The following is an 18,674-nucleotide window of genomic DNA, read 5'->3' on the forward strand; positions in this document are numbered from 1 at the left end:
ATCGGGCTGGCAGCTGCGCCGGCAGGGCAGGGCCATGATTGGCAGCAGTTCACGGCATGGCCGCCGGCAGGTTGCCCGTGCCTGCCATTGGCCGGTCACTGCGGGGCAGCAGGCAGGGCGGGTAAACTGCCGGGTATGAAAATCGCCTCCTGGAACGTCAATTCCCTCAATGTCCGCCTGCCCCACCTGGAGCAGTGGCTGGATGCCTTCGCCCCCGACGTGGTCGGCCTGCAGGAAACCAAGCTGGAGGACCACAAGTTCCCGGCCGCGCGCCTGGCCGAGCTGGGTTGGAACGTGGTCTATGCCGGGCAGAAGACCTACAACGGCGTGGCCCTGCTGGCCCGTGGCGAGATCAGCGATGTGCAGATCGGCATCCCGGGCTTTGAGGATGTGCAGCAGCGGGTGATCGCCGGCACCATCAACGGGGTGCGGGTGATCAACCTGTATGTGGTCAACGGCCAGGACGTGGGTACCGACAAATACGAGTACAAGCTGCGCTGGCTGGCCGCCGTGCACGCCTGGGTAGCCGACGAGCTGACCCGGCACAAGGAACTGGTGGTGATGGGCGACTTCAACATCGCCCCGGACGAGCGCGACGTGCCTGATGCCAAGGTCTGGAACGACGAGCACATCCTGACCTCCATCCCCGAGCGTGCCGCCCTGCAGGCGCTGCTGGATCTGGGCCTGCACGATGCCTTCCGCCTGCGCCACGACGAGGCGGCCATCTTCAGCTGGTGGGATTACCGTGCGGCCGGTTTCCGCCGCAATTACGGGCTGCGCATCGACCTGAACCTGATTTCCGATGCCCTCAAGGCACGCCTGGCCGATGTCGGCATCGATCGCGAGCCGCGCACCTGGGAACGCCCCAGCGACCATGCCCCGGCCTGGGTCCAGTTCGCCCCGGCCGGCTGAACCCGGCCACGGAAAAGCCCGGCTTGCGCCGGGCTTTTGTGCTGCAACAACCGGGTGCTTCAGCGCACCGATTTGCGGGTGAACAGATTGACGATGGCCAGCAGGATCACTGCGCCGATCAAAGAGAAGAGGAAGGTACGCAGGGTAATGGCTTCATTGATGCCGCCGCCGAACAGGAAGCCGGCAATCATCGCGCCGACAATGCCGACGATGATGTTCAGAAAAATGCCCTGCTGTCCGTCGCGCTTCATGATGATGCTGGCAAGCCAGCCAACAATGCCGCCCATGATCAACCAAATGATGATGCCCATGAAAACACCTCCTTGCGGTCTGGCACCGGGGGTGATGCCTGCCATCCAGTTAAGGGATGTCGGCGTTAAAAAGTCGTGTACTGACGTGAGGCCGGCGTGGTGAGTCAGCTGCCGTTGGCCCACTGGCACCATCAGGGATTGCAGCTTTGGCACCTGGCACATACCCCCGGCAGCCGCGGCGAACCGCTGGCGCGCACAGTGCTGGGCCCGGCCCTGGGCATGGCCCCGGCGGCGCTGCCGATCAGCCGCAGCGAGCGCGGCCGGCCCCAGCTGGATGCACCGCTGGGCGGGTTTGACGCCGGCTGGAGCCACAGCGGTGGCCATCTGCTGGTGGCGCTGGGGCAGAGGGTGCGTCTGGGCGTGGACCTGGAGCGGATCCAGCCGCGGCCGAAAATGGCCGAGGTGATCGCCCGCTTCTTCCACCCGGCCGAAATCGACTGGCTGCTGGGCCTGGACGAGGCGGGCCGCCAGCACTGGTTCTTCCGTGTCTGGTGCGCCAAGGAGGCCCTGCTCAAGGCCCATGGCCACGGCATTTCCTTCGGCCTGCACCGCTTTGCCTTGCTGGCCCGGGGATCGGACCTGGTCCTGGCCCACAGTGACGTGGAACTGGGCCCGGCGGCCAGCTGGCAGTTGCACGAATGGGCCATTGCCGATGATTTCCGCGCCGCACTGGCCTGGCAGGTGGCCGGAGCCTGCGATAATGGCGGCCATGAGCACCCATACCCTCCCCGCTGACGTCGCCCCCGCCCTGCAACAGGGCCTGGCCGCGATGGGCCTGGACGCACACCTGGCCGCCCCGCTGCTCGAGTACCTGACCCTGCTCGACCGCTGGAACAAGACCTACAACCTGACCGCCATCCGTGACCCGCGCGAGATGGTCACCCGCCACCTGCTCGATTCGCTGGCGATGGCGCCGTTCTTCTCCACCGGCACCCTGGCCGACCTGGGCACCGGCCCCGGGCTGCCGGGCATCCCGCTGGCGATCACCCATCCGGGCCTGCAGGTGACCCTGGTGGAGAGCAACGGCAAGAAGTGCCGTTTCATGCGCGAGGCCGTGCGCAAGCTGGGCCTGGCCAATGCCCGTGTGGCCGAAGGCCGCGCCGAGGCGCTGGACGAGCCGGCCGGTTTCGACAATCTCACCGCACGCGCGATGGATACCCTGGGCGGCATCATCACCGTCGGTGGCCACCTGCTGCGCCCGGGCGGCCGCCTGCTGGCGATGAAGGGGGTGGTGCCGCACGAGGAGATCGCTGCCCTGCCGGCCGGTTGGCAGGTCGAATCGATCACCCCGCTGAGCGTGCCCGGCCTGGTCGGCGAGCGGCATCTGGTGGTGGTCGGCCGCGGCTGATTTTTAACCAGCTTTTCTCATTCGCCCGGCGAGCGGCCATAATGGCCAGCCCCCTTACCTGCCCAAGAGGCTCAACGCATGGCCCGCATCATCGCGATTGCCAACCAGAAAGGCGGCGTCGGCAAGACCACCACGGCCGTCAACCTGGCCGCGGCGCTCGCCGGTGCCGGCAAGCGCGTCATGCTGGTGGACCTGGATTCGCAGGGCAACGCGACCATGGGCAGCGGGGTGGACAAGCGTGAGTTGAACGCCTCCACCTATGACCTGCTGCTGGGCGAGGCCAGCGTGGTCCAGGTGCGGGTGACCACCGGCGAGGGCTTTGACCTGCTGCCGGGCAACATCGACCTGACCGCGGCGGAAATCGCCCTGATGAGCCAGGACGCACGCGAGCAGCGGCTCAAATCGGCCCTGGCCCCGGTGCGCGGCCAGTACGACTACATCATCATCGACTGCCCGCCGGCGCTGGGTCTGCTGACCCTCAATGCGCTGGCCGCCGCCGATTCGGTGATCGTGCCGATGCAGTGCGAGTACTACGCTTTGGAAGGCCTGAGCGCGCTGGTGGAGACCATCGAGGCGCTGCGCGACACGCTCAACCCGGCGCTGGAGATCGAAGGGGTGCTGCGCACCATGTTCGATGTGCGCAACAACCTGGCCAACGCGGTCTCGGCCGAGCTGACCAACCATTTTGGCGACAAGGTGTTCCGCACCATCGTGCCGCGCAACGTGCGCCTGGCCGAGGCGCCCAGCCATGGCCAGAGCATCCTCGGCTATGACCGCTCATCGCGTGGCGGGGTGGCCTATGTCGGCCTGGCCGGCGAGGTGATCCGCCGCAACGCGCAACGCAACCGGGCCGCCAAGGCCATGGAGTCCGTCTGATGACCGTCAAGAAGCGCGGCCTGGGCCGTGGTCTGGATGCCCTGCTGGGCCCGAAGGGCGGCAATACCCCGGTCAATGTCGCCGCCGTGGCCCAGCCCCAGCCGGGCGAGGTGCTGCGCAAGATCAAGGTCTCCGAGCTGCAGCCGGGCAAGTACCAGCCGCGCCGGGACATGGATTCGTCCAAGCTGGACGAACTGGCCGACTCGATCCGCGCCCAGGGCGTGATCCAGCCGATCCTGGCCCGTCGTCTGCCGGCCGGCAATTATGAAATCGTCGCCGGTGAGCGCCGCTGGCGTGCCTCCCAGCTGGCCGGCCTGGCCGAAGTACCGGTGGTGGTGCGCGAGCTGGAAGACCGCACCGTGGTCGCCATGGCGCTGATCGAGAACATCCAGCGCGAAGACCTCAACCCGTTGGAAGAGGCGCAGGCGCTGTCGCGCCTGATCGAGGAATTCAGCCTGACCCATGCCGAAGCCGCGCAGGCGGTGGGGCGTTCGCGTGCGGCGGTGTCCAACCTGCTGCGCCTGATCGACCTGCCCGAAGGCGTGCGCGCGCTGCTGATCGAGCGCCGGCTGGAAATGGGCCATGCCCGCGCCCTGCTGACCCTGGCCCCGGAGCTGGCCACACGCCTGGCCGAGGAAGCGGCCGAGCAGGGCTGGTCGGTGCGCGAGGTCGAGCACCGCGCCCAGCAGTTTGCCGCCGGCAAGCTGCCCGGTGCACGCAAGGCCAAGCCGGCCCCGGCCACCCCGTTGGCCGATATCGCCAGCCTGCAGAACGAGCTGTCCGAAGCCCTCGGTGCCCGTGTGGACATCAGCCAGGGGCGGGGCGGCAAGGGCAAGCTGGTCATCCATTACAGCGACCTGGATACCCTGGACGGGGTCCTGGAGCGCCTGCGCGCCCGTCGCGCCTGATCCGTCTTCCAACAACCCGAGGTGGCTGAACAGCCATGAATCCGAGCAAGGTCGACCGCAACCATCTGTTGCGTCTGACCGATCTCCCGAATGTGGGGCCGGCCTGCGAGAAGGATCTGCGCCTGATCGGCATCCGTGTACCGGCGCAGCTGCGCGGTCGCGATGCCTATGACATGTACGCGCAGCTGTGCCTGCGCACCGGGGTGCTGCATGACCCCTGCGTGATCGATGTGTTCCTGTCGATCACCCACTTCCTCGCCGGTGAGGCGGCGCAGCCCTGGTGGGCTTTCAGCGCGCAGCGACGGGCCCACCTGGCACACGAGCCGATGCAGCTGTAGCCGGGCCATGCCCCGGCGCCTGCCCGGTTTTCCCCTGTGATCACTTCCGGCGCATAGTGGCGGCCTGCGGGCAGTGCCTGCCCGACCTGTTGTGGTGCCGGCCGTGTGTTGCGGCCGGGCATTTACCGTACTGGAGCTTTGCATGACCATCCTTGTCACCGGCGCGGCCGGTTTTATCGGCGCCCATGTCTGTCAGGCCCTGGCTGCCGCCGGCCAGGCGGTGGTGGGCCTGGACAACTACAACGATTACTACGACCCGCAGATCAAGCGCGACCGGGTTGCCGCACTGTGCCCGCAGGTGGACATCCGGGTACTGGACCTGACCGACCGGTCCGGCCTGGACGCCCTGTTCGAGGAGGTCGCGCCCAGCGCGGTGATCCACCTGGCCGCGCAGGCGGGTGTGCGCTACTCGCTGGAAAACCCGCAGGCCTACGTGGATTCCAACCTGACCGGGTTTGTGAACATCCTCGAGCTGTGCCGCCACCGTGGCGTGGGCCATCTGGTGTATGCCTCCAGCAGCTCGGTGTATGGCGATTCGGCCACGCCGCCGTTCTCCGAGGACCAGCGTATTGACCGCCCGCGCTCGCTGTATGCGGCGACCAAGGCGGCCAACGAACTGATGGCCTACACCTATGCCCAGCTGTTTGGCCTGAAGGCCACCGGGCTGCGCTTTTTCACCGTTTACGGCCCGTGGGGCCGGCCGGACATGGCGCCGCTGCTGTTCTCGCGCGCGGTGCTGGCAGGGCGCCCGATCCAGGTGTTCAACGAAGGCCGGATGCAGCGCGACTTCACACATGTTTCCGACATCGTGGCCGGCATTCTGGGTGCACTTTCCCACCCGTCCACGGAAACCATCGCCCACCAGGTGTTCAACCTGGGCAACCACACCCCGATCGAGCTGGAGCACTTCATCGGCGTGATCGAGGCGGCCGCCGGGGTGGCGGCGCGCAAGGTCTACAAGCCGATGCAGCCCGGTGACATGGTCCGCACCATGGCCGATACCCGGCGCGCGGAACAGGCCTTCGGTTATGCGCCGAGTACCCCGATCGAGGTTGGATTGCCGCCGGTGGTGGCCTGGTGCCGGGAGTATTTCGGCCAGGCGGTCTGATTTCATCCGGACATAACCGGTGGGGCCGTCAAATTTCCCCATTCATGATTGTTGGTTGATCCATGACTCCTCCCCAGCTGTCGGTTGTTGTCCCGGTCCACAACGAACAGGCCAATGTGGCCGGGCTGCTGGCCGAGATCGCCGCCGCCCTGCGCGGCAAGCTGGACTGGGAGGCGGTGTTTGTCGATGACCTTTCCAGTGACGGCACCCTGGCCGTGCTGGAGCGGCTCAAGGCCGACTATCCGGAGCTGCGCGTACTGGCCCATCGCAGCCAGTGCGGGCAGAGCACGGCGGTGCACAACGGGGTACGCGCGGCCCGTGCCGCGTGGGTGGCCACCCTGGACGGGGACGGCCAGAACGATCCGGCCGACATCCCGCGCCTGCTGGCCGAGCGTGACCGGGTGGCCCCTTCGGTGCGGCTGCTGGCGGGCTGGCGGGTCAACCGCCAGGACACCGGTTCCAGGCGCTGGGCCAGCCGCTGGGCCAACGCGATCCGTGCGCGTCTGCTGCACGATGACACCCCCGACACCGGCTGCGGGATCAAGTTGTTCGAGCGCCAGGCTTTCCTGGAGCTGCCTTACTTTGACCACATGCACCGCTACCTGCCGGCCCTGATGCAGCGCGCCGGCTGGTCCACCCTGAGTGTCCCGGTCAACCACCGCCAGCGCGGCAGCGGGGTGTCCAAGTACACCAACTTCGGCCGGGCGGTGGTGGGGGTACGTGACCTGCTCGGGGTGAGCTGGCTGATCGCCCGTTCCCGGCGCACGCTGGTGGTGGAACGATGAGCCCGGACTGGATGAACCAACCGCTGGCCTGGCTGGACTGGACCGGTGTGCACCTGTCGCCGTGGAAGCTGATCGGCCTGGCCGGTGCGCTGCTGTTCGGCGCGCGCTGGGTAGTGCAGTTCTGGGCCACGCGCAAGGCCGGGCGGCCGGTGATCCCGCGCCTGTTCTGGTACATGAGCGTGGCCGGCAGCCTGATGACCCTGAGCTACTTCCTGTTCTCGGCCAAGCAGGATGCGGTGGGCATCGCGCAGAACCTGTTTCCCGCCTTCACCGCGCTGTACAGCCTGCAGCTGGACATCCGCAACCGTGGCTGGCGGCTGCCCAAGGACACGGCTTCTGTCTGAGTTCGGCATGGCAAGTGCCGGATTGGCTCTATGAGCCCCCCCGGGCACGGTGCGATGATCCAAGGTCTGTTCATGTTTGGGGAAACAGGCTCGTGAAATCGACCTTGGCAGTGGCAATCGTATTGGCTCTGGGAATCACCGCGGTGCCGGCACCGGCCTTGGCCCGGGCCACGCCCAGCGCGCAGGTGAGCAAGGCAGCCGACCAGCGCCTGCTGGCCATCGCCGATGCCGAATACGCCTGGCGCCATGCCGATGCCCCGGGCCAGCAGCGCGACCGCCGCCGCCTTGGCGATGTCAGCGAAGCTGCCCAGCAGGCCCGCCTGGCCGGCTGGCAGCAGGTGCTTGGCCAGCTGGACCGGCTGGACCAGGGCCAGCTCTCGGCCGAAGGCAAGGTCAATTACGCGGTCTACCGTGCGCAGATCCTGGACCTGGTCGATGCGGTCAACCAGCGCACCTACCAGATGCCGTTCAATGCCGATTCCTCGTTCTGGTCCAACCTGGGTTTCATGGCCCAGCGTCGCCTGGCCGATGTGCAGCAGGCCGAGGACTACATCGCCGTGCTGGAGGATGTGCCGCGCCATTTCGACCAGCAGATCACCAACATGCGGGCCGGCCTGGCCCGTGGTTTCAGCGTGCCGCGCGCGGTGCTCGATGGCCGCGAGGTGTCCATTGCGATGGTCGCCGAGCTCAAAGACCCGGCCGCCTCGCCGCTGTACGCCCCGTTGACCAAGCTGCCGGCCTCGATCCCGGCCGCCGAGCAGGCGCGCCTGCAGGCCCGTGCCCGCGCCGCCATCGGCGGGCAGGTGGTGCCGGCCTTCGGCAAGCTGCTGACCTTCTTCAACAACGAATACGTGCCGCAGGCGCGCACCACCCTGGCCGCCGAGGCGATGCCGGACGGCGAGGCGTTCTACCGCTCGCAGATCCGCGAATACACCACCCTGGACATGAGCCCTGCACAGATCCACCAGATCGGCCTGGCCGAGGTGGCGCGCATCCGTGCCGAGATGGACGCGGTCATCGACCAGACCGGCTTCCGTGGGAAATCAACGCAGACCCGCTTTGCCGATTTCCTGCAGTTCCTGCGCACTGATGAGCAGTTCTACGCCAAGACCCCGCAGCAGCTGCTCAGCCATGCGGCCTGGATCGCCAAGCGCATCGACGCCAACATCGGTGAGTACTTCACCCTGCCGCGTGCGCGCTTTGCCCTGGTGCCGGTGCCCGATGACATCGCCCCGTTCTGGACCGCCGGCCGCGGTGGCAACAACACCTACTGGCTGAACACCTACAACCTGCCGGCGCGCCCGTTCTACAACCTGCCGGCACTGACCCTGCACGAGGCCGACCCGGGCCACGCCATGCAGGGCGCGCTGGCCGCAGAGCAGGCCGAGCAGCCGGCCTGGCGCCGTGACAGCTACATCTCCGCCTACGGCGAGGGCTGGGGCCTGTACACCGAAAAGCTCGGCGTGGAGATGGGCGTGTACCAGACCCCGTACGAGGACTTCGGCCGCCTGACCTATGAAATGTGGCGTGCTGCGCGCCTGGTCATCGACACCGGTGTGCACCACTACGGCTGGAGCCGCGAGCAGGCGCTGGCCTTCCTGCGCGACAACACCGCCCTGAGCGAGCATGAAGTGACCACCGAGGTGGACCGCTACATCTCCTGGCCGGCCCAGGCACTGAGCTACAAGCTCGGCGAGATCGAGATCTGGAAGCTGCGCCGCCAGGCCGAAAGCGAGCTGGGCGCCAAGTTCGACCTCAAGGCCTTCCACGACTACGTGCTGCAGCAGGGCTCGGTGCCGTTGCCGGTGCTGCGGACCCAGGTCGAGTCCTGGATTGCCAGCCGCAAGGGGTGAACCAAGGTAGCCGGCAGCCGGCCACGCGCGACGGCTGCCGGATTCCGGGGTGCCCGCGGGCTGTGCCAAGCTGGGTGAGCGCGTTGCGCTTTCACTAGGAAATGGTGATGAACTTGCGTATAGCGGTAAGGATGTCGCTGTGTCTGCTGGTGGCCGATCCGGCGCTGGCCGACACGCTCGATGAGCGCATCTACATGGAGTTCCTGTGGGCAAAGACGCCTGACGGTGCGCTGGCCCGCCAGCAGACCCGGCAGTTCGTTACCGCAAGTGAGCACGGCCACCAAGTCTGCGTCGCTGCTCCAGCTGCCAAGGGGCTGGAACTGCTGGTATTGGATGCGAAGGGCCGCGAAATGTCGCGCCAGCGCGACCCTGATTTCAGTGGCCGCAAGCACTGCTACCCGGCGGTATTGGGCCGCGGTGGCAGCCCTGGCCAATGGACGGTGCGGGCGATTCTGGGGGATGGTCGCAGCAACGAGGGTACCGTGCTGGTGCATGCGCGGCTGGAGGACTCACCGTCCTACCGGCAACCGCAGCCGTATGTTCTGGGGCGGCCGAATTACGACGATTCGATCCCGCCGCAACAGTGGTCCGGCAGGCTGGTCTGGGCGATGACGGTCGACGCCCAGGGCTGGGTCACCGATGTCGTCGTCGAGGAAGCGGTCGGCGTGGGCGAGCGATTGCGCGAGCGTGCTATCGCTGCCGGTTATCTGTCGCTGTTCCCGCCCGGTCTGGCACGCGAAGGCGAGCCGCTGGTCTGGCGCCGTCAGCTGGATTTCGCCCCGGACTGAGCATCCTGCGCCAGCCAGCATTCCAGCGTGGCCACAGCAGTGGCCACGCCGTCCTCGGCGGCCATGGCCTGGCCCAGTTCGCGGGCCCGCGCCACGGTGTCGGCATCGCTGGCGATGGCGATCGCGCGCTGCAGGGCAGGGCGCTCGAAACACTGCAGTGACAGCGGCGGCCCGGCCACCCCGCGCTGGAACAGACGCTGTGCCCAGAACGGCTGGTCGGCCACCATCGGCAGCACCAGTTGCGGCACGCCGGCACGGCTGGCCGAGTGGGTGGTGCCGCTGCCGCCGTGGTGGATGACCAGAGCGCAGTGCGGGAACAGGGCTTCGTGGGGAACCGGTGGGCAGATCCGCACATGCGGCGGCGGGGTCCAGTTCTCCGCCAGCCCGGCCCAGCCGGGTGAGAGCAGGATCGGACGCGGCCCCAGGGCATCGATCAAACCGCCGAACACGCGCTCACGATCAAAGCCACGCATCGAGCCGAAGCCGATGAACACCGGTGCCGGATGGGTATCCAGCCAGTGCTGCAGTTCGGCCGGCAGTGCCTGCGCGCTGCCGGGCAGGCGCCATTGCCCGCACACCACATGGTTGTGCGGCCAGTCGGCCGGTGCCGGCAGCAGGGAGGGCGAAAAGCCGTACAAAAAGGGCGTATCGGTGGGTGGCCGGCGTTGTGGCGGCAATCCCAGCTGCGTGGCCCGCGCGTCATCGAGCGGGCGGCGGAACTGGCGCCAGATCTGCCGGGTGGCCAATACATGGCTGGGCCGGTTGATCCAGCGCGGCCACGGGCCTGGAGGCAGGAAGGTGCTGGGGAAGTCGCCGGTGGGGGTGACCGGCACCGTGCCGGTGCCGACCACCGGGATGCGGTGACGCTGCGCCACGCTGATGCCGATGAACGCGGCCAGCCCGCCGGCCAGCACCACATCACAGCCGGCGGCAGCGGCATCGGCCTGTTCCACCCAGGCCGCGCTCAGGCGCCGGGCCATGCGCGCCAGGCCCCGGCTGGCCGCGCGCAGGCTGTTGCCCTGGCCGACCAGGGCGTCCACCTCGCCGTCGATGGCCCCGGCCAGGGCGGTATGTGGCACCCCCAGCTGAGCGGCTGTGGCCAGGGCCTGCTGTTCACCCAGCAGGGTGACCTGATGGCCGGCATCGAGCAGCCCGCTGGCCAGCATCACCTGTGGCCGGGTGTCGCCCTCGGTGCCGTAGGTGACCATCATCACGCGCATCGTTCATCTCCGGGCCTGTGGACAACTTGCACGCGCCGGCATTGGCGCGCATAATTGGCGGCTCGCTGTAGCCGGTTTACCGGGCGGTGGTCGGAAACACGTCCTCTGACTGCCATTGCTGCGAACCCCCGATACCCGTGACGTGTGGTGGGCAACCACCGGGGCCGCTGTCTTCCTGGCTAAGGAGGACATAATCGACATTACCGAGGTGCGCAATGTCCCGAGTTTGCCAAGTTTCCGGCAAGAAGGTGCAGACGGGTAACAACGTCTCGCACGCCAACAACAAGACCCGTCGTCGCTTCCTGCCGAACCTGCACGAGCGCCGTTTCTGGGTTGCCAGCGAAAACCGCTGGGTGAAGCTCCGTGTTTCCGCGCATGCACTGCGCACCATCGATAAGAACGGCATCGAGTCCGTTCTGGCCGAGCTGCGTGCTCGTGGCGAAAAGGTCTGAGGAGTAAACAATCATGGCAGGCAAGCGCGATAAGGTCCGTATGATTTCCTCGGCCGGTACTGGCCACTTCTACACCACGGACAAGAACAAGAAGAACACCCCCGGGAAGATGGAATTCCTGAAGTACGATCCGGTCGTGCGCAAGCACGTCCTGTACAAGGAAGGCAAGATCAAGTAATCGCCCCGGCGATCACTTGCTTGCACAGAACCTTTCCGGTTCTTCTCGACAAACCCGCCCTCGTGGCGGGTTTGTTGTTTCTGCGGGGCAGGCTGGCGGCACTGGCTACAATGCGCCCATGCAGACCCAAGACACGCCCGTGTTCGACCTGGCCATCGTTGGCGATGGCGCAGCCGCGGCCCTGGTGGCCATCCATGCCTTGCACCAGGCCGGTGCAGGCCAGCGCATTGCGCTGATCGGCCCGGCCACACCGGGGCTGGGCATTGCCTATGCCACCACCGATCCGGCCCATCGTCTGAATGTGCCGGCCGGGAGGATGAGTGCGCTGCCGGCGCAACCCGGCGACTTTGTCGATTTCCTGCGCAGCGCGGGTCTGGCCGATGACCGCGATGGCGACCTGCTGGCCGAGCGCTTCGTGCCGCGGGCCTGGTATGGCCGCTACCTGCAGCAGCGTTTGCAGCAGGCCATTGCCGCTTCGCCGGGACAGTTGCAGTGGCTGGCACAGCGGGTGGTGGCCATCGACGGAATGGCTGGTGCGCGCGTGTTGCAGCTCGATGATGGGCGCCACCTTGGAGCCGCCTGCGTGGTGCTGGCCGTCGGCAATGCCCTGCGGCCGTTGCCGATGGCAACGCAGATTCCGCCGTTGCAGCAGGTGCAGGCCTGGGATGTGCCGGCGCTGCGGGCGATCGATCCGGCCGCCAGCGTGCTGGTGGTGGGCACCGGGCTGAGCATGGTCGATGCCCTGCTCAGCCTGCAGGGCAATGGCCACCACGGCCCGGTACAGCTGGTCTCGCGCCATGGCCTGATGCCGCTGGGCCATGCCGCGCATCTGTCCTGGCCGCTGGATGGCCCGGCCCTGCTGTCCATGCGGTTGCGTGCGCGGCTGCGCTGGCTGCGTGCCCAGGCCGCTGCGGCGCAGGCTGCAGGCCTGCCCTGGCAGGTGGTGTTGGATGCGATCCGGCCGCTGGGCTGGCGCTTGTGGGCCAGCCTCAGCGCGGCCGACCAGGCGCGCTTCCTGCGCCATGGCGTGCGCCTGTGGGATGTGCACCGCCACCGCATTGCCCCGGATCTGGCCATGTTGATCGAGGACGGGCTGGCGAGCGGTCGCTGGCAGCTGCAGGCCGGGGGCATTGCTTCCATTGCCGCGGCCACCGATGGCCGCCTGCATGTGCATCTGGCCAGCGGCCCGGCCGTCATCGTGGATGTGGTGGTCAATGCCACCGGCCTGCAGGTGCGCACTGCTGCGATGGACGATCCGCTGCTGCGCCAGCTGCTGGACAGCGGCGTGGCAGCCGTCGGTGCACATGGCCTGGGCCTGGCGGTGGCCTGTGACAACGGCGGTGCGGCACGCTTGCTCGATGGCAGCGGCCAGGCGCAGCCGGACCTGCTGCTGGTTGGCAGCCTGCGCATGGGTGCGGAGTGGGAAACCATCGCCATTCCCGAGCTGCGGGTCCAGGCCGCGGCCAGCGCGGCGGCTGCCCTGGCCTGAGCCGGCAGCCGCAGGCGGGCCGGCGTTCGGGGGCGATCCCGTAGAATGGCGGCATGGATGTCTCTCACTTGCTCGATGGGCTCAATGCCGCCCAGCGCGAGGCCGTTTCCGCGCCTCCCGGTCACCACCTGATTCTTGCTGGCGCAGGTTCCGGCAAGACCCGTGTGCTCACCCACCGCATCGCCTGGCTGCACGAAGTCATGGGCGTGCCCACCCATGGCATCTTCGCGGTGACCTTCACCAACAAGGCCGCCGGCGAGATGCGCCACCGCATCGATGCGCAGATGCGCGCCGGCAGCCGCGGCATGTGGATCGGCACCTTCCACGGCCTGGCCCACCGCCTGCTGCGCCTGCATTTCAACGAGGCCAGGCTGCCGGAAAGCTTCCAGGTGCTCGATTCGGACGACCAGCTGCGTCTGGTCAAGCGGGTGGTGCAGGCGCTGGAGATCGACGACGCCAAGTACCCGCCCAAGCAGATTGCCTGGTGGATCAACGAGCAGAAGGACGAGGGCCGCCGCGCCCACCACATCCAGGCCGCCCCGCATGATCCGTGGACGGAGACCATGCGCCAGGCCTATGCCGCCTACCAGGAGCGCTGTGACCGCGCCGGCCTGGTCGACTTTGCCGAGCTGTTGCTGCGCGCCCACGAGCTGCTGCGCGACAACCCTGCTTTGCTGATGCACTACCGTGCCCGCTTCGGCCACCTGCTGGTGGACGAATTCCAGGACACCAATGCCATCCAGTACGCCTTCGTGCGGGTGCTGGCCGGCGAGACCGGCCAGGTGTTCGTGGTCGGTGACGATGACCAGGCCATCTACGGCTGGCGCGGGGCCAAGGTGGAGAACGTGCAGGCCTTCCTGCGTGATTTCCCCGGCGCGCAGACCATCCGCCTGGAGCAGAACTACCGCTCCAGCGGCAACATCCTGGCCGCGGCCAATGCGGTGATCGAACACAACCCGGACCGCATCGGCAAGCAGCTGTGGACCGAGGCCGGCGAGGGCGACCCGATCGACCTGTACGCGGCCTACAACGAAATGGACGAGGCCCGTTACGTGGTGCAGCGGGCGCGCCAGTGGGTGCGCGATGGCGGCAGTTATTCCGATGTGGCCGTGCTGTACCGCTCCAACGTGCAGTCGCGGGCGATGGAAGAAGCCCTGCTGGCCGAGCAGGTGCCGTACCGCGTGTATGGCGGCATGCGCTTTTTCGAGCGTGCCGAAATCAAGGACGCGCTGGCCTACCTGCGCCTGATGACCAACCGCAGCGATGACGCGGCGTTCGAGCGTGCGGTCAACACCCCGACCCGTGGCATCGGCGAGCGCACCCTGGATGAAGTCCGGCGGCTGGCCCGCGAGCTGCGCATTCCTCTGTGGGAGGCGGCTGGCCTGGCTGCCCAGGGCGACAGCCTGGCCGCGCGCGCGCGCAATGCGCTGGCCGGTTTCCAGCAGCTGATCACCGCGCTGGCCGGCGAGAGCGAGGCGATGACCCTGGCCGAGCGCATCGACCACGTGCTGGTGCGCTCTGAACTGCACGCGCACTGGGCCAAGGAAGGGCGCAACGGCCTGGATTCGGAGTCGCGTACCGAAAACCTCAACGAGCTGGTCTCCGTGGCCAGCCGCTTTGCCCGCCGCGAGGACGACCTTGACGAGGTCGGCGAGAGCATGAGCGAGCTGGTGGCCTTTTTGTCCTACGCCTCGCTGGAGGCCGGCGAAGGCCAGGCCCAGGCCGACGAGGACGGTGTGCAGCTGATGACCCTGCACGCGGCCAAGGGCCTGGAGTTTCCGTTGGTGCTGCTGGTCGGTATGGAGGATGGCCTGTTCCCGTCGGCGCGCTCGATTGACGAGTCCGGCCGGCTGGAGGAAGAACGCCGCCTGGCTTATGTGGGCATCACCCGCGCGCGGCAGAAGCTGGTGTTGTCCTATGCCGAGAGTCGGCGCATCCACGGCCAGGAAAACTACAACGTGCCCTCGCGTTTCCTGCGCGAGATTCCCAAGCCGCTGCTGCACGAGGTGCGGCCCAAGGTCCAGGTCAGCCGCCCGTCCTCGCTGGGCGCGTCGCGTTCGGCCGGGCATGCGTCGCTGGAAGTGCCGGCCATCGCCCTGGGCAGCAGCGTCAGCCATCCCAAGTTCGGCGAGGGCATGGTCACCGACTTTGAAGGCAGCGGCAGCCATGCCCGCATCCAGGTCGAGTTCGCCGAGGCCGGCAGCAAATGGCTGGTGCTGGCCTATGCCAACCTGAGCGTGCTCTGAGCCCGCTCGTCGTTTCTTCCCCGGTCGCGGCGTCTGCCGTGGCCGGTTTCCTGCTCAAAGGTATTGCCCATGTCCACTGACACTGCCGCCGCGCCGGCCGTTTTCACCTTCACTGCCCGCCTCAATGCCCGCCTGCAGCCCGAGCACGCCCAGGAGCTGTTCGTCGAGCCGCTGTCGGCCTGGCTGCGCGATGCCGGGCAGGGCGATGCGTCGCTGGGCCAGGTGGGCCTGAGCCCGGAAGACGAGGTGCTGTATGTGGACCTGCGCATCGCCTTGCAGGCCGACAGCGAGGTGGCAGCGGTGATCGTGGCCCTGGAAGAACTCGGCGCGCCGCTGGCTTCGACCCTGCTGCTGCCCGAGGGCGAGCATGATTTCGGCCGCATGCAGGGCCTGGGCCTGTACCTGGACGGGCAGAACCTCGCCGACGAGGTGTATGAGACCTGCGACCCGTTCGAGGTGTACGAACAGGTGGCCAGCCGTATCGACGGCATCGGCGATGTGTGCAGCTTCTGGCAGGGGGACAGTGAGACCGCGCTGTACCTGTATGGGCGCGATGCCGCCGCGATGCAGGCGGCCATTGCCGATTTCGTGGCCAGCTACCCCTTGTGCCAGGGCGCCCGGGTCGAGCGCATCGCCTGATATTTGATCCTGCGCAAGGCGGGGGCGATGATGGCAGGGTGTAATGGCCTCATCTTCCATATCCGCCGAGGACAAGACGATGTACAAGCGCATTCTGATCGCCGTGGATGGTTCACCGTTGTCCAACCGCGGCCTGGAAAAGGGCCTGGAGCTGGCCGCCGGCCTCGGTGCCGAGGTCGACATCCTCACCGTATGCGAGCCGTGGGCGGTGGGCATGTATGACGCCATGGGCTGGAGCGCCGGTTACGAGAACAGCCCGCAGTACCTGGAAGACCGTCGCAAGCAGGCGATGGAAGTGCTCGAGCCGGCCGGCGTGGCGGCCACGGCCGCCGGGGTCAAGGCCAACCTGCTGCACGTGATCGACCGCTATGCTGCTGACGGCATCATCGACACCATCGCCAGCCAGAACAGCGACCTGGTGGTGCTGGCCTCGCATGGCCGTCGCGGCATCAGCCGTGCCCTGCTCGGCAGCCAGACCGCCGAAGTGCTGGCCCGGGCCACGGTGCCGGTGCTGGTGATCCGCTGAACCGCTGAGTCTCATTCAGCTTGCTGCAGCGACAACGGCCGCCCCTGGCGGCCGTTGTCATTTGCCGGGCCTGTGCCTGCGGTGCGGGCAACCACGGCCTGCGGCACAGCGATCGGGCGGTGCGGCCGGTAGAATCCCTGCCATGAGCAGACTTGTCCTGATTGATGGCTCCAGCTATCTGTACCGCGCCTTCCATGCGCTCCCTCCGCTGACCAATGCCCAGGGCGAGCCGACCGGCGCGCTGTTCGGTGTGGTCAACATGCTGCGTGCCACGTTGAAGGAGCAGCCGGCCCACGCCGCCTTCGTGGTCGACGCGCCGGGCAAGACCTTCCGCGACGACATGTATGACCAGTACAAGGCCAACCGGCCGTCGATGCCTGATGACCTGCGCGCGCAGGTCGAGCCGATGATGGCCATCGTGCAGGCCCTGGGCTTTCCGATCCTGCGCATCAGCGGGGTGGAGGCCGATGACGTGATCGGTACCCTGGCCCTGCAGGGGGCCCAGGCCGGCCTGCAGGTCACCATCTCCACCGGCGACAAGGACTTTGCCCAGCTGGTGCGCCCGGGGGTGGAGCTGGTCAACACCATGACCGGCAGCCGGATGGATTCCGATGCCGCGGTGATGGACAAGTTCGGCGTGCGCGCCGACCAGATCATCGACTACCTCTCGCTGATGGGCGATGCGGTGGACAACATTCCCGGCGTGACCAAGTGCGGGCCGAAGACTGCGGCCAAGTGGCTGGCCGAGTTCGACACCCTGGATGGGGTGATCGCGGCGGCCCCGGCGATGAAGGGCAAGATCGGCGAAAACCTGCGCGAGGCGCTGGGGCGCCTGCCGCTCAACCGCGAGCTGGTGACGATCAAGACCGACGTGGCGCTGGAGCAGGGCCCGACCGAGCTGAAGCTGCGCGAGCGTGATACCGAAGCGCTGGCCACCCTGTATGCCCGCTACGGTTTCAACCGCGCGCTGGAAGAGCTGGGTGTGTCCGCCCCGGCGGCCGAAGTGACCAGCACCGACCTGCGTGCCACCCCGGCCGGCCATGCCAAGGCAGCCAGCGCAGCGGCACCCGCGCCGGCCGATCCGGCCCTGTCCGCCCCGGGTCAGTACGAACGGGTGACCAGCAGCGAACAGTTGCAGGCCTGGGTCGCCCAGCTGGCGGCTGCCGAGGTGTTTGCCTTCGATACCGAAACCGATGCGTTGGACGCGATGAGCGCCAACCTGGTCGGCATCAGCCTGTGCGCACAGCCGGGCGTGGCCTGCTACATCCCGGTTGGCCACATGCTGGGTGATGCCGGCGGCCTGCTCGGCCCGCAGCTGCTCGATGGCCAGTTGCCGATGGCCACCGTGCTCGATGCCCTGCGTCCGCTGCTGGAAGATCCGGCCAAGGCCAAGGTCGGCCAGAACGGCAAGTACGACCTGCATGTGCTGCGCCGGCATGGCGTCAACGTGGCCGGTTACCGCGAGGACACCCTGCTGCAGAGCTTCGTGCTCAATGCCACCGCCACCCGCCACGACATGGATTCGCTGGCCCGGCATTACCTGGGCTATGAAACGGTCAAGTTCGAGGACGTGGCCGGCAAGGGCGCCAAGCAGGTCAGCTTTGCCCAGGTATCGCTGGACGATGCCCTGCGCTACGCCGCCGAGGATGCCGACATCACCCTGCGCCTGCACCGCGTGCTGCGCCCGCAGCTGGCCGCCGTGGCGGAGCTGGAGCGGGTCTACAGCGAGATCGAAATGCCGCTGGTGCCGGTGCTGGCCCGGATCGAGGCCAATGGCGTGGCCATCGACAGCGCCGAGCTCAAGCGGCAGAGCGAGGACCTGTCCGCGCGCATGCTCGCCGCCCAGCAGCAGGCCACCGAACTGGCCGGGCATGCCTTCAACCTGGATTCGCCCAAGCAGCTGCAGGCCGTGCTGTTTGACGAGCTCGGCCTGCCGGCACTGGTGAAGACGCCCAAGGGCGCGCCCTCGACCAACGAGGAAGCGCTGGAAGCCATTGCCGATGCCCACGAGCTGCCGCGCATCATCCTCGAATACCGTGGCCTGACCAAGCTGCGCAGCACCTATACCGACAAGCTGCCGGAGATGGTCAATGCACAGACCGGCCGCGTCCACACCAGCTACCACCAGGTCGGTGCGGCCACCGGGCGCATGTCTTCCTCGGACCCGAACCTGCAGAACATCCCGGTGCGTACCGCCGATGGCCGGCGCATCCGCGAGGCCTTCATCGCCCCGGCCGGGCAGCAACTGGTGGCTTTTGACTATTCGCAGGTCGAACTGCGGATCATGGCCCACCTGTCCGCCGATGCCGGCCTGATCGCCGCCTTCCAGGCCGGTGCCGACATCCACCGCGCC

20 protein-coding genes are annotated in these 18,674 nt (G+C 67.6%); 18 read left to right on the plus strand and 2 right to left on the minus strand.

The window, feature by feature from the left end; genetic code table 11:
• The first annotated feature begins 135 nt into the window (after nt 1-135).
• On the plus strand, nt 136-912 hold the full coding sequence (gene xth / locus ABB30_RS11980) for an exodeoxyribonuclease III (protein ID WP_057638552.1): 777 nt from the start codon (nt 136-138) through the stop codon (nt 910-912).
• Between the two features lie 59 nt (nt 913-971).
• Here the strand turns inward: xth and ABB30_RS11985 are convergent, their stop codons facing one another.
• Nucleotides 972-1,223, minus strand: coding sequence for a GlsB/YeaQ/YmgE family stress response membrane protein (locus ABB30_RS11985; protein WP_057638553.1), 252 nt, complete (start codon nt 1,221-1,223; stop codon nt 972-974).
• A 99-nt stretch (nt 1,224-1,322) separates the two neighbouring features.
• Here ABB30_RS11985 and ABB30_RS11990 point away from each other — a divergent pair, with 99 nt between their 5' ends.
• The 10 genes from ABB30_RS11990 to ABB30_RS16820 all read left to right on the plus strand — a co-directional run bounded on the left by ABB30_RS11990 (nt 1,323) and on the right by ABB30_RS16820 (nt 9,571).
• On the plus strand, nt 1,323-1,958 hold the full coding sequence (locus ABB30_RS11990) for a 4'-phosphopantetheinyl transferase family protein (protein WP_245626501.1): 636 nt from the start codon (nt 1,323-1,325) through the stop codon (nt 1,956-1,958).
• Nucleotides 1,933-2,571 (plus strand): 16S rRNA (guanine(527)-N(7))-methyltransferase RsmG, encoded by a 639-nt coding sequence (rsmG, locus tag ABB30_RS11995; RefSeq protein ID WP_057638571.1) that lies wholly within the window; start codon nt 1,933-1,935, stop codon nt 2,569-2,571. Before ABB30_RS11990 ends, rsmG begins: the two co-directional genes overlap by 26 nt.
• Before the next feature lie 78 nt (nt 2,572-2,649).
• On the plus strand, nt 2,650-3,447 hold the full coding sequence (locus tag ABB30_RS12000; RefSeq protein WP_057638555.1) for a ParA family protein: 798 nt from the start codon (nt 2,650-2,652) through the stop codon (nt 3,445-3,447).
• Nucleotides 3,447-4,355, plus strand: coding sequence for a ParB/RepB/Spo0J family partition protein (locus ABB30_RS12005; RefSeq protein WP_057638556.1), 909 nt, complete (start codon nt 3,447-3,449; stop codon nt 4,353-4,355). The genes ABB30_RS12000 and ABB30_RS12005 overlap by 1 nt, the downstream gene beginning before the upstream one ends.
• A gap of 35 nt (nt 4,356-4,390) precedes the next feature.
• Nucleotides 4,391-4,693: a helix-hairpin-helix domain-containing protein gene (locus ABB30_RS12010; RefSeq protein WP_057638557.1), complete on the plus strand. Its 303-nt coding sequence runs from the start codon at nt 4,391-4,393 to the stop codon at nt 4,691-4,693.
• A gap of 142 nt (nt 4,694-4,835) precedes the next feature.
• Nucleotides 4,836-5,801, plus strand: coding sequence for an SDR family NAD(P)-dependent oxidoreductase (locus tag ABB30_RS12015; protein WP_057638558.1), 966 nt, complete (start codon nt 4,836-4,838; stop codon nt 5,799-5,801).
• 62 nt (nt 5,802-5,863) lie between these two features.
• Nucleotides 5,864-6,586, plus strand: a complete 723-nt coding sequence (locus tag ABB30_RS12020) for a glycosyltransferase (RefSeq protein ID WP_057638559.1) — start codon at nt 5,864-5,866, stop codon at nt 6,584-6,586.
• Nucleotides 6,587-6,597: 11 nt separating this feature from the next.
• On the plus strand, nt 6,598-6,930 hold the full coding sequence (locus ABB30_RS12025) for a lipid-A-disaccharide synthase N-terminal domain-containing protein (RefSeq protein WP_425477410.1): 333 nt from the start codon (nt 6,598-6,600) through the stop codon (nt 6,928-6,930).
• Between the two features lie 92 nt (nt 6,931-7,022).
• Nucleotides 7,023-8,783: a DUF885 domain-containing protein gene (locus ABB30_RS12030; RefSeq protein ID WP_057638561.1), complete on the plus strand. Its 1,761-nt coding sequence runs from the start codon at nt 7,023-7,025 to the stop codon at nt 8,781-8,783.
• A 107-nt stretch (nt 8,784-8,890) separates the two neighbouring features.
• The gene (locus tag ABB30_RS16820) at nt 8,891-9,571 is read left to right on the plus strand and encodes a hypothetical protein (protein WP_245626502.1); all 681 of its coding nucleotides are present in this window, start codon (nt 8,891-8,893) and stop codon (nt 9,569-9,571) included.
• Here the strand turns inward: ABB30_RS16820 and ABB30_RS12040 are convergent.
• Nucleotides 9,547-10,791: a glycosyltransferase gene (locus ABB30_RS12040; RefSeq protein WP_057638563.1), complete on the minus strand. Its 1,245-nt coding sequence runs from the start codon at nt 10,789-10,791 to the stop codon at nt 9,547-9,549. The genes ABB30_RS16820 and ABB30_RS12040 overlap by 25 nt on opposite strands.
• Nucleotides 10,792-11,006: 215 nt before the next feature.
• On the opposite strand from ABB30_RS12040, the gene rpmB reads away from it, so the two are divergent.
• The 7 genes from rpmB to polA form a co-directional block, all read left to right on the plus strand.
• Nucleotides 11,007-11,243, plus strand: a complete 237-nt coding sequence (gene rpmB / locus ABB30_RS12045) for a 50S ribosomal protein L28 (protein ID WP_057638564.1) — start codon at nt 11,007-11,009, stop codon at nt 11,241-11,243.
• Nucleotides 11,244-11,253: 10 nt separating this feature from the next.
• Nucleotides 11,254-11,421: a 50S ribosomal protein L33 gene (gene rpmG / locus ABB30_RS12050; RefSeq protein WP_169411268.1), complete on the plus strand. Its 168-nt coding sequence runs from the start codon at nt 11,254-11,256 to the stop codon at nt 11,419-11,421.
• Between the two features lie 118 nt (nt 11,422-11,539).
• Entirely contained in the window at nt 11,540-12,910 is a 1,371-nt protein-coding gene (locus ABB30_RS12055) for an FAD/NAD(P)-binding protein (RefSeq protein WP_057638565.1), read from the plus strand.
• Between the two features lie 53 nt (nt 12,911-12,963).
• Entirely contained in the window at nt 12,964-15,156 is a 2,193-nt protein-coding gene (uvrD, locus tag ABB30_RS12060) for a DNA helicase II (RefSeq protein WP_057638566.1), read from the plus strand.
• Between the two features lie 69 nt (nt 15,157-15,225).
• Nucleotides 15,226-15,795, plus strand: coding sequence for a hypothetical protein (locus tag ABB30_RS12065; RefSeq protein WP_057638567.1), 570 nt, complete (start codon nt 15,226-15,228; stop codon nt 15,793-15,795).
• 79 nt (nt 15,796-15,874) lie between these two features.
• Nucleotides 15,875-16,321 (plus strand): universal stress protein, encoded by a 447-nt coding sequence (locus ABB30_RS12070; protein WP_057638568.1) that lies wholly within the window; start codon nt 15,875-15,877, stop codon nt 16,319-16,321.
• A gap of 142 nt (nt 16,322-16,463) precedes the next feature.
• Nucleotides 16,464-18,674 (plus strand): DNA polymerase I (polA, locus tag ABB30_RS12075; protein ID WP_057638569.1); only part of this gene is annotated, 2,211 nt, incomplete at its 3' end.

This window comes from Stenotrophomonas ginsengisoli (assembly GCF_001431485.1).
Lineage (GTDB): Bacteria > Pseudomonadota > Gammaproteobacteria > Xanthomonadales > Xanthomonadaceae > Stenotrophomonas > Stenotrophomonas ginsengisoli.